The 25,684-nt window shown below is 52.2% G+C and carries 21 protein-coding genes and 1 pseudogene; 14 read left to right on the forward strand and 8 right to left on the reverse strand.

Annotated elements, in window-relative coordinates; translation table 11 throughout:
* Nucleotides 1–255 precede the first annotated feature (255 nt).
* Both FYJ73_RS12495 and FYJ73_RS12500 read left to right on the forward strand, forming a co-directional pair.
* Nucleotides 256–1,617: an anthranilate synthase component I family protein gene (locus tag FYJ73_RS12495; protein WP_419471154.1), complete on the forward strand. Its 1,362-nt coding sequence runs from the start codon at nt 256–258 to the stop codon at nt 1,615–1,617.
* 87 nt (nt 1,618–1,704) lie between these two features.
* On the forward strand, nt 1,705–2,268 hold the full coding sequence (locus FYJ73_RS12500) for an anthranilate synthase component II (protein WP_154535056.1): 564 nt from the start codon (nt 1,705–1,707) through the stop codon (nt 2,266–2,268).
* Between the two features lie 350 nt (nt 2,269–2,618).
* Here FYJ73_RS12500 and panB read toward each other — a convergent pair whose 3' ends face one another.
* Complete coding sequence (gene panB / locus FYJ73_RS12505; protein WP_154535057.1) at nt 2,619–3,437, reverse strand: 3-methyl-2-oxobutanoate hydroxymethyltransferase; 819 nt, start codon at nt 3,435–3,437, stop codon at nt 2,619–2,621.
* A gap of 114 nt (nt 3,438–3,551) precedes the next feature.
* Between panB and FYJ73_RS12510 the strand changes: the two genes are divergently transcribed.
* The 3 genes from FYJ73_RS12510 (at nt 3,552) to FYJ73_RS12520 (ending at nt 6,634) form a co-directional block, all read left to right on the forward strand.
* Nucleotides 3,552–4,799 carry a bifunctional phosphopantothenoylcysteine decarboxylase/phosphopantothenate synthase gene (locus tag FYJ73_RS12510; protein WP_154535058.1) on the forward strand — a complete coding sequence of 416 codons (1,248 nt, stop codon included), beginning with the start codon at nt 3,552–3,554 and terminating at the stop codon, nt 4,797–4,799.
* Between the two features lie 92 nt (nt 4,800–4,891).
* On the forward strand, nt 4,892–5,785 hold the full coding sequence (gene coaW, locus FYJ73_RS12515; RefSeq protein WP_154535059.1) for a type II pantothenate kinase: 894 nt from the start codon (nt 4,892–4,894) through the stop codon (nt 5,783–5,785).
* A 60-nt stretch (nt 5,786–5,845) separates the two neighbouring features.
* Entirely contained in the window at nt 5,846–6,634 is a 789-nt protein-coding gene (locus FYJ73_RS12520) for a Rossmann-like and DUF2520 domain-containing protein (RefSeq protein ID WP_154535060.1), read from the forward strand.
* A 103-nt stretch (nt 6,635–6,737) separates the two neighbouring features.
* On the opposite strand, the gene FYJ73_RS12525 is transcribed toward FYJ73_RS12520, so the two are convergent.
* From FYJ73_RS12525 to FYJ73_RS12540, 4 genes are read right to left on the reverse strand one after another with little or no spacing between them, the layout of a single operon-like run.
* The gene (locus FYJ73_RS12525; RefSeq protein ID WP_154535061.1) at nt 6,738–7,673 is read right to left on the reverse strand and encodes a BT_3044 domain-containing protein; all 936 of its coding nucleotides are present in this window, start codon (nt 7,671–7,673) and stop codon (nt 6,738–6,740) included.
* Nucleotides 7,674–7,691: 18 nt separating this feature from the next.
* On the reverse strand, nt 7,692–9,692 hold the full coding sequence (locus tag FYJ73_RS12530; protein WP_206081774.1) for a RagB/SusD family nutrient uptake outer membrane protein: 2,001 nt from the start codon (nt 9,690–9,692) through the stop codon (nt 7,692–7,694).
* Nucleotides 9,693–9,719: 27 nt separating this feature from the next.
* A complete protein-coding gene (locus tag FYJ73_RS12535) occupies nt 9,720–12,791 on the reverse strand; it encodes a SusC/RagA family TonB-linked outer membrane protein (RefSeq protein WP_154535062.1) in 3,072 nt (1,023 codons plus the stop codon).
* Nucleotides 12,792–12,809: 18 nt separating this feature from the next.
* Nucleotides 12,810–14,120, reverse strand: a complete 1,311-nt coding sequence (locus tag FYJ73_RS12540) for an IPT/TIG domain-containing protein (RefSeq protein ID WP_154535063.1) — start codon at nt 14,118–14,120, stop codon at nt 12,810–12,812.
* Between the two features lie 193 nt (nt 14,121–14,313).
* On the opposite strand from FYJ73_RS12540, the gene FYJ73_RS12545 reads away from it, so the two are divergent.
* The 6 genes from FYJ73_RS12545 to FYJ73_RS12570 all read left to right on the forward strand — a co-directional run bounded on the left by FYJ73_RS12545 (nt 14,314) and on the right by FYJ73_RS12570 (nt 19,913).
* Nucleotides 14,314–15,168 carry a helix-turn-helix domain-containing protein gene (locus tag FYJ73_RS12545; protein ID WP_154535064.1) on the forward strand — a complete coding sequence of 285 codons (855 nt, stop codon included), beginning with the start codon at nt 14,314–14,316 and terminating at the stop codon, nt 15,166–15,168.
* A 112-nt stretch (nt 15,169–15,280) separates the two neighbouring features.
* Nucleotides 15,281–15,706: an L-rhamnose mutarotase gene (locus FYJ73_RS12550; RefSeq protein WP_154535065.1), complete on the forward strand. Its 426-nt coding sequence runs from the start codon at nt 15,281–15,283 to the stop codon at nt 15,704–15,706.
* Between the two features lie 30 nt (nt 15,707–15,736).
* Complete coding sequence (locus FYJ73_RS12555) at nt 15,737–16,684, forward strand: aldo/keto reductase (protein WP_154535066.1); 948 nt, start codon at nt 15,737–15,739, stop codon at nt 16,682–16,684.
* A gap of 25 nt (nt 16,685–16,709) precedes the next feature.
* Entirely contained in the window at nt 16,710–17,600 is an 891-nt protein-coding gene (locus tag FYJ73_RS12560) for an amidohydrolase family protein (RefSeq protein WP_154535067.1), read from the forward strand.
* Nucleotides 17,601–17,622: 22 nt separating this feature from the next.
* Nucleotides 17,623–18,843, forward strand: coding sequence for a sugar MFS transporter (locus tag FYJ73_RS12565; protein ID WP_154535068.1), 1,221 nt, complete (start codon nt 17,623–17,625; stop codon nt 18,841–18,843).
* A gap of 38 nt (nt 18,844–18,881) precedes the next feature.
* The gene (locus tag FYJ73_RS12570; RefSeq protein WP_154535069.1) at nt 18,882–19,913 is read left to right on the forward strand and encodes a zinc-binding alcohol dehydrogenase family protein; all 1,032 of its coding nucleotides are present in this window, start codon (nt 18,882–18,884) and stop codon (nt 19,911–19,913) included.
* A 157-nt stretch (nt 19,914–20,070) separates the two neighbouring features.
* Here FYJ73_RS12570 and panD read toward each other — a convergent pair whose 3' ends face one another.
* Nucleotides 20,071–20,415: an aspartate 1-decarboxylase gene (panD, locus tag FYJ73_RS12575; RefSeq protein WP_154535070.1), complete on the reverse strand. Its 345-nt coding sequence runs from the start codon at nt 20,413–20,415 to the stop codon at nt 20,071–20,073.
* Between the two features lie 50 nt (nt 20,416–20,465).
* A complete protein-coding gene (gene panC, locus FYJ73_RS12580) occupies nt 20,466–21,335 on the reverse strand; it encodes a pantoate--beta-alanine ligase (RefSeq protein WP_154535071.1) in 870 nt (289 codons plus the stop codon).
* Between the two features lie 251 nt (nt 21,336–21,586).
* Here panC and rplU point away from each other — a divergent pair, with 251 nt between their 5' ends.
* From rplU to FYJ73_RS12595, 3 genes are all read left to right on the forward strand, one after another.
* Nucleotides 21,587–21,904 carry a 50S ribosomal protein L21 gene (gene rplU, locus FYJ73_RS12585; RefSeq protein ID WP_154535072.1) on the forward strand — a complete coding sequence of 106 codons (318 nt, stop codon included), beginning with the start codon at nt 21,587–21,589 and terminating at the stop codon, nt 21,902–21,904.
* Nucleotides 21,905–21,923: 19 nt separating this feature from the next.
* Nucleotides 21,924–22,214 (forward strand): 50S ribosomal protein L27, encoded by a 291-nt coding sequence (rpmA, locus tag FYJ73_RS12590; RefSeq protein WP_154535073.1) that lies wholly within the window; start codon nt 21,924–21,926, stop codon nt 22,212–22,214.
* 1,260 nt (nt 22,215–23,474) lie between these two features.
* Nucleotides 23,475–23,942, forward strand: coding sequence for a DUF4143 domain-containing protein (locus FYJ73_RS12595; RefSeq protein WP_154535074.1), 468 nt, complete (start codon nt 23,475–23,477; stop codon nt 23,940–23,942).
* Between the two features lie 1,516 nt (nt 23,943–25,458).
* Here the strand turns inward: FYJ73_RS12595 and FYJ73_RS15745 are convergent.
* Nucleotides 25,459–25,684 (reverse strand): annotated as a pseudogene (locus FYJ73_RS15745) (hypothetical protein); the annotation flags it as partial.

The raw sequence follows: 25,684 nt of genomic DNA on the forward strand, positions 1-25,684 counted from the left end.
AGGGAGAGGGGAGTGGTATGTTAGATAAACAGAACTGAAAAAACAGAAATAAAGAATAGAATAGCAAAGATTATAAATATGGAAGACAAAGAACGAAAACAAGCAGAGGCTTCATCGCCCGCCGAACATTCTACTCCCCTCTCCTTTGGAGAGGGGCATGGGGGTGAGGCTGTAAGGGCTGGTGTGGGCGAGGTAGTGTTTAATGTCTACTCACAAACGATTCTCGCCGACCTCTATACACCCGTTGCCGTATACATGCGGCTGCGCGACATCTATCCACAGAGCGCGCTGATGGAGAGCTCGGACTATCACGGCTCGGAAAACGCACGCTCGTTTATCGGCATCAACCCGATCGCATCCATCGCTGTCAGCCACGGCAAGACGATCGTCACACTGCCCGACGGCACCACCGAGGAACACGAGCTGCCCGCCACAGGACCCGGAAAGGGAGAAGCCTGCAAGCTCGCCATCGTCAAGGACTTCGACGACTTCATCCATCGCTTCCATATCGAGGGCGAAGGCGCAAACTTCTGCGGACTATACGGCTACACGGCCTTCAACGCTGTGCGCTACTTCGAGAACATCGAGGTCAAGGACACCACGATGGCGAAGAACGACGCCCCCGACATCTACTATATCCTCTACCGCGATCTCATCGTCTTTGACCACTTCAACAACACGATGACGTTCATCACCCTGGCCGAGAACAGCGACGACGGCGACCGCCAGCTCGCTGACTTGCAGCGCGCGGTGAACAAGGCGAGCGTGAAGCCTTATAGCTTCCACCCAGTGGGCGAGGCAACCTCCACGCTCACCGACGAGGAGCACAAGGCCAACATCCGCCGCTGCGTCAAGCACTGCCTGCGCGGTGACGTCTTCCAGATCGTCATCTCGCGACGCTTTGTCCAGCGCTACGAGGGTGACGACTTCAAGCTCTATCGCGCCCTGCGCTCCATCAACCCGTCGCCCTACCTCTTCTATTTCGACTTCGGCGGCTTCCGCATCTTCGGCTCCAGCCCTGAGACCCACAACCGCATTGAGGGCGACACGGCGTATATCGACCCCATCGCCGGTACTACCAAGCGCACGGGCAATGCCGAACAGGACCGCCGGGCTGCTGAGTTCCTGCGCAACGACCCGAAGGAAAACGCTGAGCACGTGATGCTCGTGGACCTCGCACGCAACGACCTGAGCCGCAACTGCCACGACGTGAAGGTGGACTTCTATAAAGACATGCAGTTCTACAGCCACGTCATCCACCTCGTCAGCCGCGTCAGCGGTAAGCTCAACAAGGGTGCCGACCATATCAAGGCGTTCTTCGACACCTTCCCCGCCGGCACGCTCTCGGGTGCGCCTAAGGTGCGCGCCATGCAGCTCATCAGCGACATGGAACCCCACAACCGTGGTGCCTACGGCGGATGCATCGGTTTCATCGGACTCAACGGCAACCTCAACCAGGCCATCGTCATCCGCACCTTCATCAGCCGTGGCGGCGAGCTGTGGTTCCAGGCCGGCAGCGGCGTGGTGGCAAAAAGCAACGACGCCTATGAGCTCAACGAAAGCAACAACAAGCTCGGTGCTCTCGTCAAGGCCATCAAGATTGCTGAGAAGCTATAAAAACGTAGAGAAGAACAGAAATTCAAAGTACGAATAAGCGGCAGAAACAGACTTATTCCATCAAGAATTTGAGAATACCAGAATGATATGAAAATCGTTATCATAGACAATTACGACAGCTTCACGTACAACCTCGCGCATCTGGTGAAGCAATTAGGTGCCGAGGTGGAGGTCTACCGCAACGACCAGTTCACGCTCGGCCAGTTGGAGCCCTTCGACAAAATCATCCTCAGTCCCGGACCGGGCATCCCCAGCGAGGCAGGACTCCTCCTCGACGTCATCAAGACCTATGCCGGCCGCAAGCCCATGCTCGGCGTGTGTCTCGGTCATCAGGCCATCGGCGAGGTCTTCGGTGCCAAACTTGAGAACCTCAGCGAGGTGTATCACGGCGTTGCCACCGAGGGCACACAGTTTGGCAACGACCCGATCTTCGACGGACTGCCCAAGCGACTGCTCATGGGACGCTACCACAGCTGGGTGGTCAGCCGCACGGAGTTCCCCGCCGCCCTCGAGGTCACTGCCGTCAGCGACGACGGACAGATCATGGGACTGCGACACCTGCACTACAACATCCACGGCATACAGTTTCACCCCGAAAGCGTACTCACACCGATGGGCAGCAAGATCGTGGAGAACTGGCTAAGAGGATAACAGCCTCACCCCCATGCCCCTCTACAGCCTCACCCTCAACCCCTCTACAGCCTCTCCCCCTTGCCCCTCTCCGAGGGAGAGGGGAGTAGAATGCTCTGCGGGCGAAGGGAATGGCGAAAGTGTGTCCTTTTGGGAATTCTTCTTCATGCTCAAATAATTGTTTATCAAACATATCACTCCCCTCTCCCTTGGAGAGGGGTTGGGGGTGAGGCTGTTGGAGAGGGGCAGGGGGGTGAGGCAGCTATTGTTTATCTAACATATCACTCCCCTCTCCTTTGGAGAGGGGTTGGGGGTGAGGCTGTTGGAGAGGGGTTGGGGGTGAGGCTGTGTTTCAGGGGGTGAGGCTTTTTTTAGTAGCTCTCCTCCTCGTTGGGGAAGTCAGCACCTTTCACGGCCTGCACATACGCCTGCACACCGTCGGTCATGCACTGGCAGACATCGGCAAAGTGGCGGAGGAACTTCGGCTTAAAGCCTTGCGTCATGCCCAGTGCGTCGGCATAGACGAGCACTTGTCCGTCAGTATCGGGACCAGCGCCAATACCGATCGTAGCCGCCTTGACCTCGCGAGTGACCTGCGCGGCGAGTTTGGCAGGCACCTTCTCGAGTGTGATGGCAAAGACACCGGCCTCGTCGAGGGCATGCGCGTCGGCGAGCAGCTGACGCGCCTCAGCCTCTTCCTTGGCACGAAGACCATAGCCGCCAAACTTATGGATGCTCTGCGGAGTGAGTCCTAAATGTCCCACGACAGGCACGCCGGCCTGCACGATGGCACGCACCGTGTCGGCAATAGACGCTCCGCCTTCCATCTTCACGGCGTCGACACCTGTCTCCTTCATGATGCGGATGGCATTGCGCACACCCTCCTCACGGCTCACCTGATAAGAGCCGAACGGCATGTCGCACACCACTAAGCAGTGCTGGCACGCACGCGCCACGGCGCGCGCATGGTAGATCATCTGGTCCACAGTGATCGGCAGCGTGTCGGCATTGCCCGCCATCACGTTCGAGGCAGAGTCACCGACGAGGATCGCGTCAATGCCCGCACGGTCGAGAATGCCAGCCGTCGTAAAGTCGTAAGCCGTCATCTGGGCAATCTTCTCCCCTGCGGCTTTCATTTCCAAAATAGTCTTTGTTGTAATCTTTTTCTTGTCTGTTGTTAAATAACCCATGTTGATTAGTTCTTTTACAAGTGCAAAGTTATATAATTATTTTGTAACTTTGTAGCCAATAAGGCAATTGTCTGTAAAGACCAAGCTCATTTATTCATTTCAACTCGCAGCGAAATGCTAAAAGGAAAGAAAATCGTATTGGGCATCACGGGCTCCATCGCCGCCTATAAATCATGCCTGATCATCCGCGGACTCGTCAAGCGCGGGGCTGAGGTGCAGGTCGTCATCACGCCCGCGGGCAAGGAGTTCATCACTCCTGTCACGCTCAGCGCACTGACCCATAAGCCCGTCATCAGTGATTTCTTCGCACAGCGCGACGGCACGTGGCACTCCCACGTGGATCTCGGACTCTGGGCCGACGCCATGCTCATCGCGCCCTGCACGGCAAGCAGTATCGGCAAAATGGCCAACGCCATCGCCGACAACATGCTCATCACCACCTACCTCTCCATGAAAGCGCCTGTCTTCATTGCCCCCGCCATGGACTTAGACATGTACCGTCATCCCGCCACGCAACGCAATTTAGAGACGCTGCGCGGCTATGGCAATCATATCATCGAACCGGGCTCGGGCTTCCTCGCTTCCGGACTGGAGGGAAAGGGACGCATGGAGGAACCGGAGAACATCATCGCCGCGCTCGACGAATATTTTGAGACCAAAGCAGGAAACGCCGGGGCGACTGTTCAGGAAGAAGCCGCGAACTGCAGCTGCCAGACCCCCGTGGCGCGCTCCCTCGCCGGCAAGCATGTGCTCATCACCGCCGGACCTACCTATGAGAAGCTCGACCCCGTGCGCTTCATCGGCAACTACTCCTCAGGCAAGATGGGATTCGCCATCGCCGAGGAATGCCTGCAACGCGGAGCCGACGTCACGCTCATCGCCGGACCCGTGGCCTTGCAGTGCTCACCGGCGATCCACCGCATTGACGTGGAGAGCTGTGAAGAGATGTACCACGCCGCCACCGAGGCCTTTCCGCATTGCGACACGGCCATCCTCTGCGCCGCTGTCGCTGACTTCAAACCGGCGACGGTTGCTGACCAAAAGATCAAGCGGGGCAAGGATGGGCTCCACATCGACCTGCTCCCCACGCAGGACATCGCCGCCGCGCTCGGCAAGATGAAGACAAGCCGGCAGAAGCTTGTGGCCTTCGCCCTCGAGACAAACAACGAGGTGCACAATGCCGAGGAGAAGCTACGGAAGAAAAATGCCGACCTCATCGTCCTCAACTCCACGCGCATCCCCGACACCACCTTCGGCAGCGACAACAACCAGATCGCCATCATCTCGCGCGACGGCCGTCGCCGCGACTTCCCGAAGAAAAGCAAACGCGATGTGGCCAAGGACATCGTAGACTGTCTCTAAGGGTTAGATAGTTTCTATAGGCTCTATAGCTTCTATAGTCTCTATAGCTTCTATAGCCTCTATAATCCCTATCAACAACAACAACATCGATCATGAACAAGATAGCAATCGGTATCGACGTGGGCATCTCCACGACAAAGATAGTAGGTATCCGCGGCGGCGAGGTCATCTCGCCCCTGTGGATCAAAGCCACCGACCCCGTCACCTCGCTCTACGGTGCCTTCGGAAAGTTTCTCCACGACAACGACATCGCCCTCGATGACGTGGAGCGCGTCATGCTCACCGGCGTCGGCGCAGCATATATCAACAGTCCTATCTACGGGCTCACCACGCAGAAAGTCGAAGAGTTCATCGCCGACGGACTCGGCGCGGCCTTTGAGTCGAAGCTCAACCGCATGATCGTGGTGTCGATGGGAACGGGTACGTCGCTCGTCTCTTATCAGGACGGTGCCATCCGCCACCTCGGCGGCATCGGCATCGGCGGCGGTACGCTCAACGGCCTCAGCCGTCTGCTACTCCAAACCGACGACATCAAGCAGATCTCTGAGATGGCCATGCAGGGTGACACACGGAAAATCAACCTAAGCATCGGCGACATCTCGGCGCATCCGCTACCGGGTCTGCCCATGGACGCCACCGCCAGCCTCTTCGCCAACGCACAGGGCAACGCCAGCCGCGAGGACATCGCCAAGGGTCTGATCTGTATGGTGCTGCAGGCCATCGGCTCAGCATCTATCCTCAGCTCACTCAACAGCGGCATCCGCGACTTCGTGCTCATCGGCAACCTCTCACGACTGCCGCAGTGCAACGAGCTCTTCCCTAAACTCGAAGAACTCTACAACGTGCGCTTCATCATACCCAAGAGCAGTGAGTTCTGCACGGCTATCGGTGCCGCACTGAGCTATGTAAACAACAAGCGCCCCCCTCTAACTCCCCCCGAGGGGGGAGGAGAGCCCACCCCATACTCGCCCATTCCTGCTAAGTAAGGTATTTAATGGTATCGACTTCCTCCCCCCTCGGGGGGAGTTAGAGGGGGGCTCATTATTATGAAAATCGTATTGATAGGAGCCGGCAACCTTGCCACCAACTTGGGCAAGGCTTTGAAAAAGGCCGGACACGACATTCTGCAGGTATACAGCCGCACGGCAACCTCAGCAGAAGCTTTAGCCGCCATCCTCGACTGTCCTGCGACAACCGACTTGACGACCATCGACAACCGCGCCGACGTGTATATCCTTTCCATCAAGGACAAGGCACTGCGCGATGTCATCGCGGAACTGACCCACTCACTGACTTCTTCGGGCGGCGACCTTACGGAGAAAGTCTTCCTCCACACCGCCGGCTCCATGCCTATGGATGTCTTCAAGGACAAGGCTCCGCACTATGGCGTCTTCTATCCCATGCAGACTTTCTCGAAAGCACGTGAGGTGGACTTCAGCATTATCCCCACCTTCATCGAATGGAACGATGAGACCGCCCACACACGGCTCGCCGCATTGGCGCAGTCCATCTCCCGCTGCGTCTATCCCTTGTCGACCGCTGACCGCAAGTACCTGCATCTGTCAGCAGTGTGGGCGTGCAACTTCGTCAACCACTGCTACGACATTGCCGCCGGTATCCTTGCCGCCCATCATCTGCCTTTCGACGTGATGCTCCCGCTCATCGACGAGACGGCGCGCAAAGTACACGCCCTCTCGCCCCACGATGCACAGACGGGTCCCGCCGTCCGCTACGATGAGAACGTCATCGCCGCACAGTCCGCCCTCCTCGCCGATGATCCCGAGCTCCGGCAGCTCTATGAACTGCTGTCAAAGAGCATACACCGGCACGCGTAAACACAACAGCGGTGTCTCTGCCTGTCACGTGCAGAGGCACCGCTGTTATTTCATGAATCGGTGTACCAAAAGGCACCGCTGTTATTTCATGATCGGTTTACCACTATTTACTTTTCTTGGCCCGCATCAGTTCCATCCAGTCGTTGATGGCGTGTTGCTCTGTATTGTTCTTCCTCTCTTTATACAAGAAGCCCTCGGCGCGCCATGTCTTTCCTTTGTCGCGGTAGACATACCAGATGTCGTACACCTTCATCTCCGGGTAGTATGTTCCTCCACCCTCTACAAGGTCGAACTTGTCCCAGGTATGAAGCGTGAGACTGTTGTCATCGTTGACTGTAATCATGAATGTGGATGTGGGACGATAATCGTTGCTGCTTCCTTCCACCCACTCATTATCATAATGGAACATTCTCACCGTCCTGCCGTCCTTCGTAGCCGTGAGCTGTCTCGGCATGACATAGACCAGCGAGTCGTTGGGATTGTCCACGTTCTTGATGACACCATTCATGTAGTACTGTCCCGAATACTTGTTGACAAGATTCATCCGCAACAGGGCGACGGTGTCGATCTTGGTTGCCTCGTACATGGATGTCGCAGCTATTCTGAAGGCCAGCATATAGAGCGAGTCGCAGTGAAGCGACGACGGGTTGACATAGACGGGCAAGGTGTGGAACACTTCCCCCTTCCGTACCGTGACATCATACGACGGAATCTGATAGATGTCTGTGCTTAGAGGACGATATTGTCTGGCTCGTGCCGAAACCTCACGCTGGTTGTAGGTGTCGATGGCTTCCGGGCACTCTTCCAAAGTCACCTTTACGTCACTCCCCAAGGAGCGGTTGCCGCTGATGGCCACAGAGATATTGACCGTGTCTTGCTCATAGCTCAAGTCGAGATACTCGTCAATGATCCGATAATGAGCACCCACGATGTAGGCGGTTTGCGGATACAGGTCCGTGTCCATGGGCGCTTCCTGATCGCAAGCGGTGAAGAGCAGTGCGGCAGCCAGGCTGATCGTTGCAAAAATATAGTTTTTCATGCTTTTGTCTTTTATAGGTTAATCGGTCCATCCTGGGTTCTGTACCAGTTTTCCATTGCGTTGCAGAATCGTTTTGGAAATAGGATAGAAATACATTTTATTCTTAAACACGCGCTTCATCGTCTTTTCCGTATTCCACACGCGTACGGTATAGAACTGCTCTCTCTCCGCCATCTTTGCGCTGACATCGAGACCGGTGACCGGCTTGTTCATGGCATCGGGCGCGTCTTTCCAGCGTCGAAGATCGTAGTAGCGGTGATCTTCAAAGGCAAACTCCACTTTCCACTCCTGTTTGATGAGTTTCTTCATGGTCTCGTAGTCCGAAGCCTCTGCCGTGGTGATGCCGGGCAGGCCTGCACGATATCTGATCTGATTGAAGTAGAACATCATCTGCTGTACATCACGGCTGACAGTGATCTTGTTTACAGGGTCAGTATAGGGTTCCGTCATCTCGTTCATGGCTTCCACATAGCCGAGCAGCACTTCCGCATAGCGCATGATGGGATAGGTCTTGGGCTTGCGTGAGCCCTGCCAATGCATGATGTCCTCCTGATTGACATATTTCTTGCAGGTATAGCCCAGTCGGTTGTAATCCACCTTGATCGTTCCGGTAGGTTGGCTGTTGCCGTCTTTATAATATGTGGCCACGAAGTTCTTCTTGGCCTCGGTACCCGTGTAGGACGTGCAAGGCCAGACGCAATAGTTAAATCCGATGCTGGCATAGTAGCGAGGCTCGCGGTTGTCGTCGCGGTGAGCCCGTTCCGGTGCAAGCACATAATCCTCCGAGAAAGTCTTTCCTTGCCCCACGGCTCTCCATGATTTTTCTTCATCAGTAGCCTCACTATATTGCCGACCGTCTGCCATGCGATAAGAGTCGACCATGTCCTGTGTGACACTGAATCCGTTGATACCGCCTAAAGGGTTGGGATAGAAAGTCCAGTCGTCTGCATCGCTGCGTGGGCAGAAATAGATAAGCTCCTTGTTATGCTCCGGTTCGATGCTTCCGTCGAAGATACTTTTGTAGCTCTTGTACGGGTCAATGTCTCCTGCGCCATTGGGGAACGGCTCTTTCGACACCGTCGAAGGCAGGGGCAGCGTGCCGGCTACATGGTCGGTAGTAGCGATTTTCTCGACTGTATTCAAGGCGTATTTGTTCATGTCGATGATCCGCTTGTAGAGTGCGGCGACCTTTCCCCATCGGCTCTTGTCTTCCTGCTGCGAGATGAAGTTGGTGCCATCGGAGCGTTTCCAGTCAGCATAATATGTATTGCCGTTGAAGAGCGGACTTGCCCAGTAGAGACGTTGCCGGGCCTCAAAGGCCAGTGCGGCTCCCTGTGTGGGAACATATTGATAAGCTTTCTCACGGCTGACGGGCAGGTATTCGGCTGCTTTCTCAAAGTTATTGCAGACATATTCCACGCAATCATCATAGCTTGCCCGCTCTACTGACGCTGTAGACGCCTCTGTGTCACTGGCGTATGGCTCGTCGGGCTCGATGGGCACAGGGCCATAGAGTCGCATGAGACTATAGTAGAAATAGGCACGGAGGAAGTAAGCCCGTCCCATGTAGTCTCGTCGTTCCAAGTCGGTGAGTTCCTTGCATTCTGGTATGCGTTTGATGAGGATGTTGGCTTTACGGATGCCCTTGTAGTAATTTTCCCAAGGGTCGTAGCCCTTGACATCGTTGACCGTCACCTCGTCGACCATGAGATAAGAGCCGCGATGATTCCAGTCTGCCCAAGGCACGATAGCCTCATCGGCGGCCAGTCCGCTGGGCGAGTACGAGCCTATGGAGAAGATCTTGGACTCGTCGGGGAGAAATGACGCAGCACCGTTGATGTATTGCAGTACACGTGTTTTAGACGTGAAGACCGAGTCGATAGTGACCTGGTCGTTGATATAGCTGTTGATGTCAAGGAAAGACTCGCAGGAGCTCAAGGCAGTCATTCCTGCGCAGGGCAGAAGAGCCAGTGCCCATCCCACCGTCTTTCGTGTGAGCGTTTTATTACGAATATTCATAGTTGTTTGTTTTCAGTTGATAATAGATCAGAATGATACGTTGAGTTGCAGTGTGTAGACTCGCTGCAATGGATAGGCAGCACCGTTGCCACTGGCCTGTGTCGGGTCGAAGATCTTGTCGCCGTGGTCCCACAAGTGGAGATTCTCGCCGATGAGACTGATCGAGGCACCTGTCATGTAGAGCTTACGCAACCACGATTTGTTGAACGTGTAGGTGAGTTGTACGTTTTTCAGTCTGAGATAGCTGCCGTCACGCAGCCAGAAGGTAGACCCAATGGTGGAGTTGGCGTTTGATCCGTAAGAGAGTCTGGGGAAACGTGCGTTGGCATTCTCTGTAGTGGGATCGCCCGAGAAGCTGGCAGCCGTCCAGCGGTTTTTCTGATCTGCAACGATCTTCAGGATATTGCCGGTCTCCTTCTGCTCGAAGGGTACGAAGCCTGTGCCGCCGACATAGTATTGCACACGCGAGACACCGCCGAAGAGCACACTCAGCGTCCAGTTCTTCCAATAGAACTCGGTAGCAAAGCCATACTGGATTTGTGGCACATTGCTGTATTTCAGTGGTATCAGATCGTCGTAGTTGATCACGCCGTCGCCATTGACATCCTTGTATTTGATGTCGCCCGGCAGCACATCACTGGCAAAGGTCTGTCGTGGACTGTTCCTGATTTCTTCTTCATCCTTGAAGAGTCCCAAGGCGACCAAGCCGCGCTGAATGCCCCAGGTATATCCCGCCGTGTATTGATAGGGATAGCTTTTTACAGTCTCCTCATATTGGAGCACTTTGTTTTTCGATTGTGTGAAGTTGGCTCTCAGCGTCATACCTGCATCGGGAGAGAACGGCTGGGTATAGGTAATATGTCCGTCAACGCCCCAGCTCTTCATCTTTCCCACGTTGGCATAGGGCAGGGAAGCCAGTCCCATTTCTGCCGGAATGCTGGCGCGTTGCTGGTAGATACCCGAGCGGACATCACGGTAGAAGTCGACGGTCAGGTCGATACGCTCATTAAAGAGCTTCATGTCGATACCCAAGTTGCGCTTGACAGCTTTCTCCCATCTCAGGTTGTTTGATCCTACTTGTGATTCCGTGATACCTGTGCCTGACTGCCAAGGCCCGGAATCGCCGGAGCCCATCAGTGAGAGGTAGGGGAAACGAGAGCCCGAGATGCGGTCGTTGCCCACCTCACCATAGGAGAGACGGAATTTCAGATAGCTAAGCCAGGGTACGAGTTTGCGCACAGCAGCATACTGTGTGGGAATCCATCCTCCGGAAATGGCTGGGAAAAGTCCGAACCGATGTCCTTTCTCAAAGGCCTCAGAACCTGTATAGCCCAAGTTGCCTTCAATGAAATAGGTGTCCTTATAAGAATAGGTGGCACGGCTGGAGAGGCCAATATAGCGTTTGGGGATGGCATCGAGCAAGGTGGTGTTGCCAGATGACTTATAGTCCGACATATAATAATGGATCAGTCCTCCTACGCGATGGTCTTTGCCAAAAAGACGATCGTAGTTGAGATGTGCCTCGAAGTAGAACTTGCGGTCGACATACTTGTCGTTGCTGTATTGCTGTGACTGATAGTCACGCACCTTGTTCAGATCCAGCTCGCCGCTGCGCTTGCGCTGAGTAGCATAGTAAAGAGCCGGCCATTTCGTGCGTCGTTCAGAGAGATTGGAGTTAGAGTCGAAGTTGAAGAGCAGTGTTGTGGAGAGTCCTTTGGTGATGATACTCAGATCCTTCTGGAACGAGAGGTTCAGCTTGGTGTTGTTGCCGTAGAACTGGCGGTAGCCGGTGCGGTTGAGCAATACGTAAGGGCTGATCTGATTGTTGTTTGAACCGTATGCCGGGAAATCACCGTTGGAGTAGATCAGCGGCACAGTGATCGGCGTCAGTGTAGAGCAGGCATTCCACAGGTCATTGCTGCTGTCGCCATATCCCGGATAGTTCTTGTCGTGGATGGTCGTCTCCAGTCCGAGCGTGAGGACTGACGTGCGTGTGAGGTTCACGTCGACGTTGGCGCGGAAGTTATACTGCCGGAATTTGACGTTTGAGTCCTTGTCTTTGTATTTAGAGTCCTGCTTGAAGATACCGTCCTTGTTGAGCATTCCCAAGCTGAGGTAATAGCGGGCTACCTGACCACCGCCGGAAGCGCTGAAGTGAGCCTGCTGATACCAGGTATGATCCTTCAAGATGACATCATGCCAGTCGACGTCGGGATGCAGGTCTGGATCCATGCCGTTCTTGAAGAGCGTCATGTCCACTGCGTTGAAGATAGGATCCATGCCACGTGACACAGCTGCCTCGTTGGCAAGGCTGGCATATTCATAAGCGTTGACAAACTCCGGCATACGGGGCGAGTAAGAGTAGTTGACGTTGATCTTTCCGTCGATTCTCAGTTTTCCTGCCTTACCTCTTCGTGTGGTGACAAGCACCACGCCGTTAGCACCGCGCGTACCATATACGGCTGTGGCGGAAGCGTCTTTCAGGATCGAGAAGCTCTCTATGTCTTCCGGGTCAAGGCTGTTGAGGTCTCCTTCGATACCGTCGATGAGCACCAGCGCACTGGAATTGGCACCGAACGTGCTGATACCGCGAATCCAGAATTGAGAGTAGTCGTTTCCCGGCTCACCGCTTCGTGTTACGCTGATGATACCCGGCACGCGCGATCCCAGCATGTTGCTCACCGATGTCGCAGGCACATGCAGATCCTTTGCGTCTACATTGGTGATAGCGCCGGTAACTGAGATTTTTCGCTGTGTGCCTTGTCCGACGACGACCACCTCGTTGAGATCGCCCAAGTCTTCTTTAAGCACGATGCGCAAGCGCTCGTCGCTCTTTTCTATTTTTTGCGTATAAGGCTTGAAGCCTATATAGGTGATGCTGAGTGTTTGTCCGGGTTCGACATCTGTCAGTTTGAAGTGTCCGTCCAAGTCTGAGACGACACCTTTTCCGGGTACTTCTTTCACACTGATGGTAGCACCGATAATGGGTTCACCTTTCTCTGTCATGACGAGTCCGGAAACGGTGAGATTGCCTTGTGCGGCGACGCTGAGCCAAGAGAGACAGAGCACCATCAAGGTCATAAGGATATGTTGTTTCATGTCGTTTGTTCTTTAGGGTTATTCAATGCTCAGTTTTCTCACTGTTCTGTCCCATCCGCCGGCTATATAGAAGTTGTCCTCACTGTCAGCGGCTATATCTTGTGGAGAGTTGAACTGTGCGTCGAGCGGTTCTGTGTCAGAGTTGACCTGTCCGCCTACTCCAGGTTTTCCGGCTACGGTCTTGACATAGTCGCCCGATATGCGGCTGATGAAGGCTCCGGCACGGTTGATCACATAGATGTCACCGTCGGAGGTGACCGTCATTCCGTAGGGCTCAATAAACTGAGCGTCTTTCAATCTGTGTCCTGTTGCCGTTCCTGCACCATTAAATCCTGCGTATTTCTCGATATGCCATTGTGCATTGTTGTCTTCATAGATGCGGTAAATGCCCGCCATCTGATAAAAGGAAGCAAAGAAGCAATGGTGGTATTTGCTGTAGATAAATTGTGATCGGTCGCGGAAATCATTGGGCTTGTCACCGGTCAAAGGAATCTTCTTGTAAGTACGGTTTTCCAAATCCACTTCGCAGAAATTACATTCTGTGTCTAAGAGAAAGAGGTGCTGGTCGTCGTTCTCCCTGAAAGCTCCCGACCAAATCTGCCCGGGCATATCGTTCCTCGTGATCGTGATACCCGTGTTCTTCTCTGCATAGTTCTCCGCGCGTGAATAGGAATAGATGGTGCGGTCCTCGGACCAGTGCGAGAGCAGATAGAATTTCTCGCGTGTGTTGTCCACGGCGGGCGTGCCGAAACTGTGTGACGTGGAGAGCGTTACTACACTGTTGTCCTCGGGCGAGATGAGGCTCACGCGTGCGTTCCACCACGATTCCACGGCGATGACGTTGTCGGAATTTGTGCCTTTGACCGTAGCGATGTTCGACACTTCCTTAAAACGAGCCGTGTTCAAGTCTCCGTCTTGGAATTTTTCGTCGCCAAAAGCTCCGGCAACGGTTTTCACCGACTTGGTCTGCTCATACTTGAAGATGACACTGTCCTGTGTCACGCTGTCATTACCACAGACAACTGAGATAGGGTGTCGCCCGGCATTCAACTTTGGAACCAAACCCAGTATCGTGCTGCCATTGGTTCTGGTCAGTACAGCATACTTCTTCCCGAAGTACACTTTCATGTGACTGAGACTGTCACCAAAGTTGCCTTTAACGATAAATGGCGTGTTGATGCCGCCATACTTGGGTTCAATGTCCGTCAGAAGTGTTGGCTTCCCCGGATCGTACTCGTTGTTGACCTGTGGAAACAGCGCAATGTCTTCTTTTCCATTACAGGCACACAACAGCGTTGCAATTGAGAGTAAATAGATTTTGTTCTTCATATAGTTTTAAGAATATGATAGGTGATAATGATTATTTGGTAATTTTGGCAAAGTTACGGGATTACTCTGATGAACGAATAGGAATATATTGTTTCAGAATAGCACAAAAATGACATTTCTGAACAAGAGTAGGATCACTTACGATTTATTTTCTTATCTTTGCAGCGTTCTACCTTTTATCTATGATCATCACATGCTTCCTATCGAGTCTCTGAACTTACAAATGCTCAATGTCGGTCTGGCACGTCACAATGGCGACTGGAACTGGCAAAACGTGTCGTCGCCCTTTACCCGCATCTACCTCTGTACGGAAGGTGCCGCACGGTTGCACATGCCCGGCGAGTGTGTAGACCTGCGCCCTGGCTATCTCTACCTTGTGCCGGCATACACGAGACACAGCTACGAATGCCACGGAAAATTCACACATTACTACCTTCATCTTTACGAAGGCTTCAAGAAGGAATCCGACATCTTCGACCTCTACGACTTTCCGATAGAAGTGAAGGCTGTAGGCTATGAAAGCCATATCTTCGCCAACATCTGTAAAACGCATCCTGATGCCAAGCTGCCCACAAGCAATCCGACGGCGTATGACAACATGACGAAGTTCATTGGATATGTGCACCGTTACAACCAAATGCCACTCTACCAGAAGCTGGAACTAAGGGGCAGCATACTCATCCTATTCTCACATTTCGTCAAACACGCCAAACCGAAAATGTGGACAGAGGACAAGCGACTGGATGCTTCACTAAAGTATATCCACGAGAATATATACACAGAGATCAACATCGATGACCTTGCCTCCATTGCCTGCATGTCAAAAACCTATTTCATCCGTTACTTTGCCAAGACATTCGGAATGCCACCATTGCAATATATCAACCGGAAAAAAGTGGAGCGCGCACAGTTGCTGCTACTCACCGAGGAAAAACCGGTTAAGGAAATCGCCTATAGCCTGGGGTACAACGATCATTCTTATTTCATCCGACTTTTCAAAAAGATCACCGGCATGACCCCAATGGCCTACCGACAGACGATGAGCTGACGGATGAACTGACCTAAGAATAACAATTTTATCCTATTGTGTGGCAAAATTGTATGAGCCCCGCTTACCGCATTTCATGTAAATTTGCAGCAGTTTATCAAAGCAAAGCTACATGGAAGGTTATCAACAACAACAATATGGTCAGCCTGTCAAGCGCTACGTTCAGACACTTGACCTGGTCAACGACCCGGAGGCCATCCGTACCTACAGATGGCTTCACTCCGAGAGTGTGCACTGGAAAGAGATACGCGACGGCATACGTGCCGTCGGAATCTTGGAGATGGAGGTGTACATCGTCGGTGACAGACTCGTCATGATCGTCGATGCGCCTGCTGACTTCGACTGGGACACGGCCATGGCACGTCTCGCCACCATGCCCCGGCAGGCAGAGTGGGAAGAGACGGTAGGCAAGTTCCAGCGCAGCAGACCCGGTGCCACCAGCAATGAAAAGTGGACAATGATGGAAAGAATCTTCCATCTTTACAACGACAAAGACACGGCTGCACAGCCCGTCAACCCAGACAATAGGACCTATTGAACACTAACAACGGAAAGCTCATCAACCTATATGCAATACAGAGAATTAGGCAAAACCGGCATGAAAGTGTCGGCTCTCGGATTCGGTGCTTCCTCGTTGGGCAGCGTGTTCCATGAGACAAAAGAGCAGCAGAGCATAGAGGCTGTGCTGGCTGCTGTAGAAGGGGGCATCAACCTCATCGATGTCAGTCCCTATTACGGATATTACAAGGCAGAAACCGTACTTGGCAAGGCCCTGCCTCTCATCCCCCGCAACAAGTATTTCCTCACTACCAAGGTAGGACGCTATGGCGTCGACGGACACAACACGTGGGACTATAGCGCAAAACGGGCGAAAGAAAGTGTGTATGAGAGTCTGGAACGACTGCACGTAGACTATATCGACGTGATACAGGTTCACGACATTGAGTTTCAAAGCCATCTGCCGGGCGGGCTGCAGAAAGTTGTCGACGAGACATTGCCGGCTCTGCACGAGCTGAAAAAAGAGGGCGTGGTCAGACACGTCGGCATCACAGACCTGCAACTGGTCAACTTGCGATGGGTGGTCGAACATGTGGAAGATGGTACTGTGGAAACAGTGCTCAACTTCTGCCACTACTGTCTGAGCGATGACGCACTTGCCGATGAGCTCGACTTCTATGAGCAGCATGGCATCGGTGTCATCAATGCCTCACCGTTTGCCATGGGGCTTCTCACCTCGCGTGGCGTGCCCGACTGGCACCCTGCTCCCAAGCCGCTTGTTGCCGCCTGCGCCAAGGCGGCGCAATACTGCGCGGAGCACCATGAACCCATAGAGAGAGTGGCCTTGCAATACAGCATCAGCAACCCTCGTATTGCAAGTACTCTTTTCTCCTCTGCCAACCCAGGCAATGTGAAACGCAACATCGAATGGGCAAATGCAGAGCCTGACTCGAAACTGGCAAAAGCCGTACAGAACCTCATCGGTGACCAGAGACGCGTGACTTGGGAAAATACTTAATTGATGGAAGATAGACGATAAAGATATGATCATCGACGCACATAGTCATCTTTGGCTCAAGCAAGACACGGTCGTGGATGGACAACGCATCCGCACACTCTCGCCCAACGGCTCCCGCTCAGCGTTCTTCGGGGAAGAGGTGCAGATGCTTCCCCCTTTCATGATCGACGGGCGAAACACTGCCGAGGTATTCCTGTCCAATATGGATTACGCCCAGGTAGGCGGTGCTGTGGTGGTGCAGGAAGTCATCGACGGCAACCAAAACGAGTATATCTCCGAAGTACAGAAGCGGTATCCCACCCGATTCTTTGGGATGGGAATGGCTTTCCGTCTCAGCGAGGCCGAGAAGGTGAAGGCTTTGGGGCTGCGGGGGATTGCCGTCCCCGGGCACAGACTCCATGGCAAATCGCTCTTCAGCATGATGTCCATGTTCAAATACATGGAGACGCAACAGCTCGTCCTCTCGATGTGTCTTGCCGACAACGAGCAGCAGATTGGCGAGATGGGAGAGATCATTCAGGAATGTCCACGGCTGAAAATAGCCATTGGACATTTTGGAATGCCTACGACACCATTTTTCCGTCAGCAAGTCATGCTGGCCCGTCTCGGTGACAATGTCAGGATAGAGTCCGGCGGCATCACCTGGCTTTATCATTCAGAGTTTTATCCTTTCCCTACCGCAGTCAGACGCATCCGCCAGGCTGCCGACTGGGTAGGTTGGGACAAGTTGATGTGGGGCAGTGATTATCCTCGCACGATCACGGCCATCACTTACAAGATGTCGTATGACTTCATCACCAAATCCCCGGAGATGTCCGAAACGGAGAAAGAAGCCTTCCTCGGAAAGAATGCGCACGACTTCTACGGATTCGGAAAACTGCCGGACTTACCATATATAAAGAATATGTCAGAATGAAACATATAAAGACCGTGTTAGAATGAAACCTAAGAACAACAACCGTCGATTGGCATTGGCACTTGTCTTCGTCCTCTTCTTCCTGTGGGCTTTGAGCAGCAACCTGCTTCCCACGATGATCCGGCAACTCATGAACCAATGCCATCTCAACACCTTTGAAGCCTCCTTTACTGAGAGTGCTTACTGGCTGGCCTATTTTGTCTGTCCTATCCCCATTGCGATGTTTCTGAAGCGGTTCAGCTACAAGGCGGGCATCATATTCGGACTGTGTCTGGCCGCAACAGGTGCTTTTCTCTTCTTCCCTGCCTCAGAGATCAATATATATGGTGTCTATCTTGCCATCTTCTTTGTCATCGCTACGGGCATGTGTTTCCTTGAGACGGCCGCCAATCCCTATGTCACGGAGCTCGGCAATCCTGAGACAGCGCCACGGCGGCTGAACCTTGCTCAAGCCATCAACGGACTGGGAGCTTTCATCGCGGCGATGTTTCTCAGTAAGGCCGTCCTGGGCAGCGGGCGTTTTTCCCATGTCTACCTCACCTTAGGCGGTGTCCTTGTCTTGACGGCGGGTATCTTCGTCTTCACGCGTCTGCCCAAGACTGCCGACGAGATGGAGACCATGAGGCGGAGGCAGGCGGCCAGGACTTCCAAGACGAAAGTACCACATACCAAGCTCATTGACTTCTCTGTTTTGCGCATCCGTCATCTGCGCTGGGGAGTGATCGCACAGTTCTTCTACAATGGCGGACAGACAGCTATTAACAGTCTCTTCCTGGTATATTGCTGTTCCTATGCCGGCATCGGCGAGGCTACGGCGACTACGCTGTTCGGCATCTATATGCTCTTCTTCCTTTTGGGCAGATGGATCGGCACGGCACTCATGGGGCGGTTCCTGCCTCACAACATGCTGTTGGTCTATGCCCTCGCCAATGTGCTGCTCTGCCTGGTGATTGCGGTGTTTGGCGGGCTGGCAGGTGTGGTGTGCATGATGGGTGTGTCTTTCTTCATGTCCATCATCTATCCGACACAGTTCTCCCTGGCACTGGCAGGACTGGACGAGCAGACCAAAAGTGGCTCTGCTTTTCTCGTGATGGCCATCGTGGGCAACGCGATGATTCCACAGCTCACTGCATTCATCATGCACAAGTTTCCAGAGACATATCATATCGCTTACCTCGTTCCCCTCGTCTGCTTCCTCTTTTGTGCCTATTACGGATGGAAAGGATATAAGCGGGACGATTAGGAAATATGCGAGAATAAAAGACTGAAAGATCAAAAAATATGAAAGCTATTCAAATCAAAGATCAAAAGATTCGTGTTTGTGATGTAGAGGCCCCTGCGGACCCGAAAGCCGGTGAGGTACTGTTGAAGGTACTCTATGCCGGCTTTTGCGGCTCTGACCTCAACACTTATCGTGGCCGAAACCTCATGGCTCTCAATCCGGTGATTCCGGGACACGAGATCGGCGCTGTCATCGAGCGCGTCGGTGCAGACGTGCCGGGTGACCTAAGAAAAGGATTGGTGGTGACCTGCAATCCCTATACCAACTGCGGACATTGCGCGGCGTGTCGCAACGGACGCTACAATGCCTGCGAGCACAACGAGACGCTTGGCGTGCAGCGGGATGGTGCGATGAGGGAATATATCACCCTGCCTTGGGAAAAGGTGATTCCCGCCAAAGAGCTTGCTCCCCGTACCTGTGCGCTGATAGAACCCATGAGTGTGGGCTTCCACGCCATCGACCGGGGACAGGTGATCGATGTCGACACGGTGATGGTGATCGGCTGCGGCATGGTGGGAATGGGTGCCATCGTGCGTGCGTCACAGCGTGGTGCGACGGTGATCGCTGCTGATATCGACGACCATAAGCTCGAACTGGCTAAGACGATGGGGGCATCCTACACTGTGAACACCATCAGCGAGGATGTTCATGCCAAGCTACAGCAGATCACTCACGGCGATGGCCCCGATGTTATCGTTGAGGCGGTGGGGAGCAGCGTGACCTATCAGATCGCTGTCAACGAGGTAGCCTTCACGGGACGTGTCGTCTGCATCGGCTACGCAAAAGGCGACGTTGCGCTGCCTACCGGGCTCTTCGTCAAAAAAGAACTCGATGTCCGCGGCTCACGCAATGCCACACCGAAAGACTTCCAGGCAGTGATACGCTATCTCAGACGCGGCACCTGCCCAGTCGACAAGCTCATTTCTAAAGACGTGACACTGGAAGAAGCACCAGAAGCCATGAAGTGGTGGGACGAGAATCCGGGCAAGGTTTTCCGTGTAGTAGTGGATATGACAAACAGCGGAAAGTAAATACGGTATAGAAAAAGAAGGAGACCATCAACAAATGATCTCCTTCTTTTTAATTATATTGTCTCCTATAGACATCCTGTTTTTATCCCTTCCCAAAAGCGACTGCTATAGGTAACCACTCCCCTCTCCCTCGGAGAGGGGGAAGGGGGTGAGGCTTTTACAGTTTATTGCCTTCCTTGGGGAACACCACGACGGGCTCGTAGTGCTTGGCCTCCTCAAAGTCCATGATGGCATAGGCGATGATGATCACCGTGTCGCCCACCTGCACCTTGCGCGCCGCAGCACCATTGAGGCAGATGCAACCCGAGCCGCGCTCTCCTTTTATAATATAGGTCTCGAAGCGCTCGCCATTGTTGTTGTCGACGATCTGCACCTTCTCGCCGGCAATGAGGTTGGCGGCGTCCATGAGATCCTCGTCGATGGTGATGCTGCCCATATACTGGAGGTTGGCATCAGTGACGGTCACACAGTGCAACTTGCTTTTTAATACTTCTATCTGCATGGGGTATGATATTGAGCGGTTTGCTGATTGAAATCTCTATGATACTGCGATTATTTCGTCTCTGGATCTTTGTATTTGATGTGGTCGATGAGTCGGATCGGCGTGTGCCCGCAGTAAACGGTGATACAGCCCACCACATAGTCGCTGTCGTCCCAGTTGTTGACGTCGAGCAGCGTGTTGCCGTCCACAATCTCGAAATACTCCACGTCGAGGCCGTCGATGGCGTTGATGTCTGCCACCACCTTGTCGTGAGTCTCCTTGACGGTGTGATCCTTGGCATAGTCGACGCTGGCTTTCAGTGCCTTGTAGATGTTCGGTGCGATGGCGCGCTCCTCAGGCGTGAGCAATGTGTTGCGGGAGCTCTTGGCCAGTCCGTCCTCGTCGCGCACGATGGGACACTCGACGATGTGCACGAGCTTGTCATATCCGATGTAGTTGACCAGTCGCTTCACCACAGCGATCTGTTGCCAGTCCTTCTCGCCGAAGTAGGCACGGTTGGGCTTGACGATATAGAAGAGCCGGCTCACCACCTGGCAGACACCATTGAAGTGGCCCGGGCGTTTGGCACCCTCCATGACGGTCGACTGTGGGGGGAATTCAAAGTGGCGGGTATCGGGCGTGGGATACATCTCCTCCACCGAGGGAGCAAAGACATACTGCGCGCCGCAGGCCTCGCAGAGCTTGCAGTCAGCTTCGAGTGTACGGGGATAGCGCTCGAGGTCGCCCTTGTCGTTGAACTGTGTAGGATTGAGGAAGATAGACACCACGGTAGCACCGTTTTCCTTCACGCTACGCTTGATGAGAGAGGCGTGCCCCTCGTGTAATGCACCCATAGTAGGAACGAGACCGATTTCCTTTCCTTCCTTGCGCACAAGGAAGAGCTCGTTCTGAAGATCTACAATCTTTTTGAATACTTTCATTGCCTGTTTTTCTAACAGAGTGCAAAGTAACAACTTTTTTGCGTAACTGGCAAGAAATCACCACTTTATTTTCATTGCGAGGTCATACAAACGTTAAATAGCTATAAAAGATCAGAGCCACTTATCTACGATAAGCATTGTGTGCCAGTTTTTTAGTAACTTTGCAAGGTTATTTAGTCCGTGGAGGCTCAGTCAAGAGGTGCTGATGCTGCGCCCGCCTTGCGGAAAAACCCGTTTAATTAATCAATTCAATGTACGCAATCGTAGACATTAACGGTCAGCAGTTCAAAGCCGAAGAGGGCAAGAAGCTCTTCGTCCATCACATCAAGGACGCCGAAGAAGGCAAGACTGTTGAGTTTGACAAGGTGCTGCTCGTCGACAAGGACGGTGCAGTGACTGTCGGTGCCCCTACTGTAGAGGGTGCAAAAGTAGTAGTAGAAGTGGTGAACCCGCTTGTCAAAGGTGACAAGGTCATCGTGTTCAAGATGAAGCGCCGCAAGGACTGCCGTCGCAAGAACGGCCACCGCGCTCAGTTCACCGAGGTATCAATTAAACAAGTAATCGCTTAACAAGCAGGAGGTATTCATTATGGCACACAAGAAAGGTGTAGGTAGTTCTAAGAACGGACGTGAATCAGCTTCAAAGCGTTTAGGCGTTAAGATTTGGGGTGGACAGAGCATCATCGCCGGCAACATCATCGTTCGCCAGCGTGGCAACAAGCACTTCCCAGGTGAGAATGTAGCTCAGGGCAAGGACGATACGCTCTATGCCCTCAAAGACGGTGTGGTGTATTTCCACAAGGGTGCCCGCGACAAGAGCACCGTGTCTGTGCTCTCACCCGAAGCTTACGCAGCTAAAACGAAAAAGGCTGAAGCATAAACATTAACAAAAAAAACTTATTCCAAACAAACATAGAAGCCTGCTCCCACCGGAGCAGGCTTTCTATGTTTATAGACCTGACGAACCGTACACTGGTCACGGAAGGTTTTGGATCAGCTTACTTGCCTGCTACTATGGTTGAAAAAGTGTAGCGAGAACCAGAAGATATGGTTGAAAAAATGTAATTTTGCTTATGTGTTAACTAAAACTCTTTCCTGACTTCGTCAATGCGTCCCCCTGAATCGAGAATAAGTTTTTGGAAAATAGTCACGTACAGACTTTAGCTCCCCATGGAGCTATGGTGCTGAGGTGATGGGGACAGCCTTACGAGCAAGCTCGTCGGCTGCCCCCATCACCTCAGCACCACTCCCTACAAAGGGACAAAGCCTGCCCGTGACGAAAATCGCTATCGCGTAAAATTGCGCAGAGCGCATAAAATATGATACCGCCCAACAGAACACAAGCAGCATAGCAGACTTTCAAGATGCTATGGACTATCTTTCGGCCGCAGGATTTTATGCCCAAAGGGCAATTTTACGCGTTAGCGATTTTCGTCATGGGCAGGCTTGACACCAAAGGTGTGGGGCTAAAGCTATGGGGTAGGCGGCGAGCTTGCTCGCAAGACTATCCCATAGCTTTAGACCCATTGCTCCTTGGGGAGCATAAGCATGACCATGATTTTCTTTTCTCTTTTCCGTTTGAAAATGCCAAAGCGATAATGGCAGTATAAAGATTTATATTTCCTCTCACTATGATTCCACGGAAAATATCCAGTGCGTCACGGGTAGAGATCTCTGTGTTCTCTGTGTGAGAATATTACAGACAAGAGGGTTAGGGCGGGGATGAACCCCGCCCCTACGGCCCCACCGCACCGTTAACAGGGCAATACCATAAAAACGATGTTAATGTCATCTATCGTAGGGGCGGGGTTTATCCCCGCCCTAACCCCGCAAAACATATGAGTGGGTCGATATAGTCACCAATCTTGGAACTTGGGTGTCCCAATGGCGAAAGCAGGAGCCTGTACATGATTTTCTTTTTTCGTATCATCTGGAGATGGCAAGGCAATATGAGTCAGGACAAAGACATTGACTGTCTGCCGGGCTGTTAAGGAGGAATATCATTCCATAATTCGTAATTGCGACACCATCAATTGCTGAAATAAGCTTATAACTAACTGATAATCAATGATGACACTTCATCCAACCAAAAATGTGAGGAAGTCAGGAAAACTCTTTGATGACATGAAGCGTAGAATGGCTGACAGATGCCGGACTCATCTACAAAGTATCACGTGTGTCGGAACCTCGCAAACCATTAAAATTCTATGAGGATCTGAATGCCTTTAAACTCTTCTCTTTGGATGTGGGGCTGATGGGAGCCATGGCAGAGACAACAGCTGCGGACGTATTGGTCCGCGGAACGGCTATGACGGAATATCGTGGAGCCTTCACCGAACTGTTTGTGCTGACGCAGCTGGTCGCCCGCGGCATCACACCTTATTATTATAGTGCCAACGACTCAAGGATAGAGATCGACTTTCTGATACAAAAGGCAGGCACCGTCATTCCGTTGGAGGTAAAGGCAGAAGAGAATGTCCACTCCAAATCGCTTAGGACCTACATCGAGAAATACCCACAACTGAAAGGTGTACGCCTCTCCATGTTGCCTTACCACGACCAAGAGTGGATGACCAACTATCCACTCTATTGCGTCAACTTCATATAGAACAAGAGCAACGCTCCCATGAGACCGCCCACACATCAAAACAATCTATATCCATTTGAGCGCATAGGAGGCAATGCAGAGACCGATTCTATACCCGCCCACACATCTTGGAAGCAATCAAAACATTTCACAAAACACCTCTCTCTGAAACTTGCAATCTAGAGAAGAGCAACAGCAGAAAGAGGAGCCTTTTCATCAAAAAACAAGGGAAAAAGAGAGAAAGCAGTGCTTTCTCATCAGCAAATCAGTGATTTTACTTGGTCAGAAAGGCAGTTTGACCCGATCATCTCGGTAGTTTGACCTTATCAAAGTACCTTTCTGAGCAAAAATTCTCTAGAGAATTTTTGCTCAGAAAGGTCTTTTGTCGTAAGACCCTTGACCTTTTCTCTTCTCAAAAAAGTAAACTATACATAACATTCTTATTATCAACAAATTACAAAAAACGGCCATTTTTTCGCAAAATTGAGAGCAAAGTGGCCTCTCGTGCAGAAGATCGCCAAAAAAAGGCCCGTTTTTTGTCAGTTTTCCCAACAATTAAGGCAACACCAGAAGATAAAGAATCCTTCTTCCGTAACCCGCCTTGTTCATAATTGGTTAGAGAGGTCCATAACTCAAGGAAAATATTCATAGGCAGGCTTAAGCTCCCGATGGAGCTATGGTGTGTAAGTGATGGGGCAGCCTTTGCGAGCAAGCTCGCAGTCTGCCCCATCACTTCCACACCACCCCTGACGGGGTAAAAGCCAGCCTATGACGAAAATTGCCTTGGCATAAAATTGCGCAAAGCGCATAAAATATGATGCCACCCAACAGAACACAAGCAGCATAGCAGATTTTCAAGACGCTATGGACTATCTTTCGGCCGCAGGATTTTATGCCCAAGGGGCAATTTTACGCGTTAGCGATTTTCGTCATGGGCAGGCTTGACACCAAAGGTGTGGGGCTAAAGCTATGGGGTAGGCGGCGAGCTTGCTCGCAAGACTACCCCATAGCTTTAGACCCATTGCTCCTTGGGGAGCATAAGCATGACCATGATTTTCTTTTTTCTTATCCGTTTGAAAATGCTAAAGCGATAATGGCAGCATAAAGATTTATATTTCCTCTCACTATGATTCCACGGAAAATATCCAGTGCGTCGTTTTTATATCTTTTGCGTGGTTAGGGCGGGGATGAACCCCGCCCCTACATTGTCACCCTTGACACTGAATTGCGGGGAATTGTCTCCGACCCTAAACGTCGTTTGAAGTGGTTGGTAGGGGCGGGGTTTATCCCCGCCCTCACCCTCTTGTCGGTAATCATTCTCCTCCTGTGCCACATGTTTATATATCTTTTGCGGGGTTAGGACGGGGATGAACCCCGCCCCTACTGGCACCCTTAACACTGAATTGCGGGGAATTGTCTTCGATCTTAAACGTCGTTTGAAGTGGTGGGTTCGCTTCCTAGGTTTCTGACCAAAGGAAATCTCGATTATTTTTCGTTTTTAACTAAATTTATTGTAATGTTGATTTTTTATTTACGTTTATAGCGCTGCCTCAAGTGAAGGTTCCGCCTTCAATACTAGTTCCTCCGTTTTGTGTTTTCTCAGTAATTCATGATTGCATTCATAGTCGCAGTCGTTTTTTACAAGTGAGTATGTTATGTGCAGGAGTTTGTTTATTACGTTGTTGAGGACAATGCTGTACGGCTTGCCTTTCTTTTCCAGTCTGTCGGCGTAGGCCTTTATCTCTCGGTTGTAGATAATCGCA

The sequence above is a fragment of the Hallella mizrahii genome, assembly GCF_009695775.1.
Taxonomy (GTDB): Bacteria; Bacteroidota; Bacteroidia; order Bacteroidales; family Bacteroidaceae; genus Prevotella; species Prevotella mizrahii.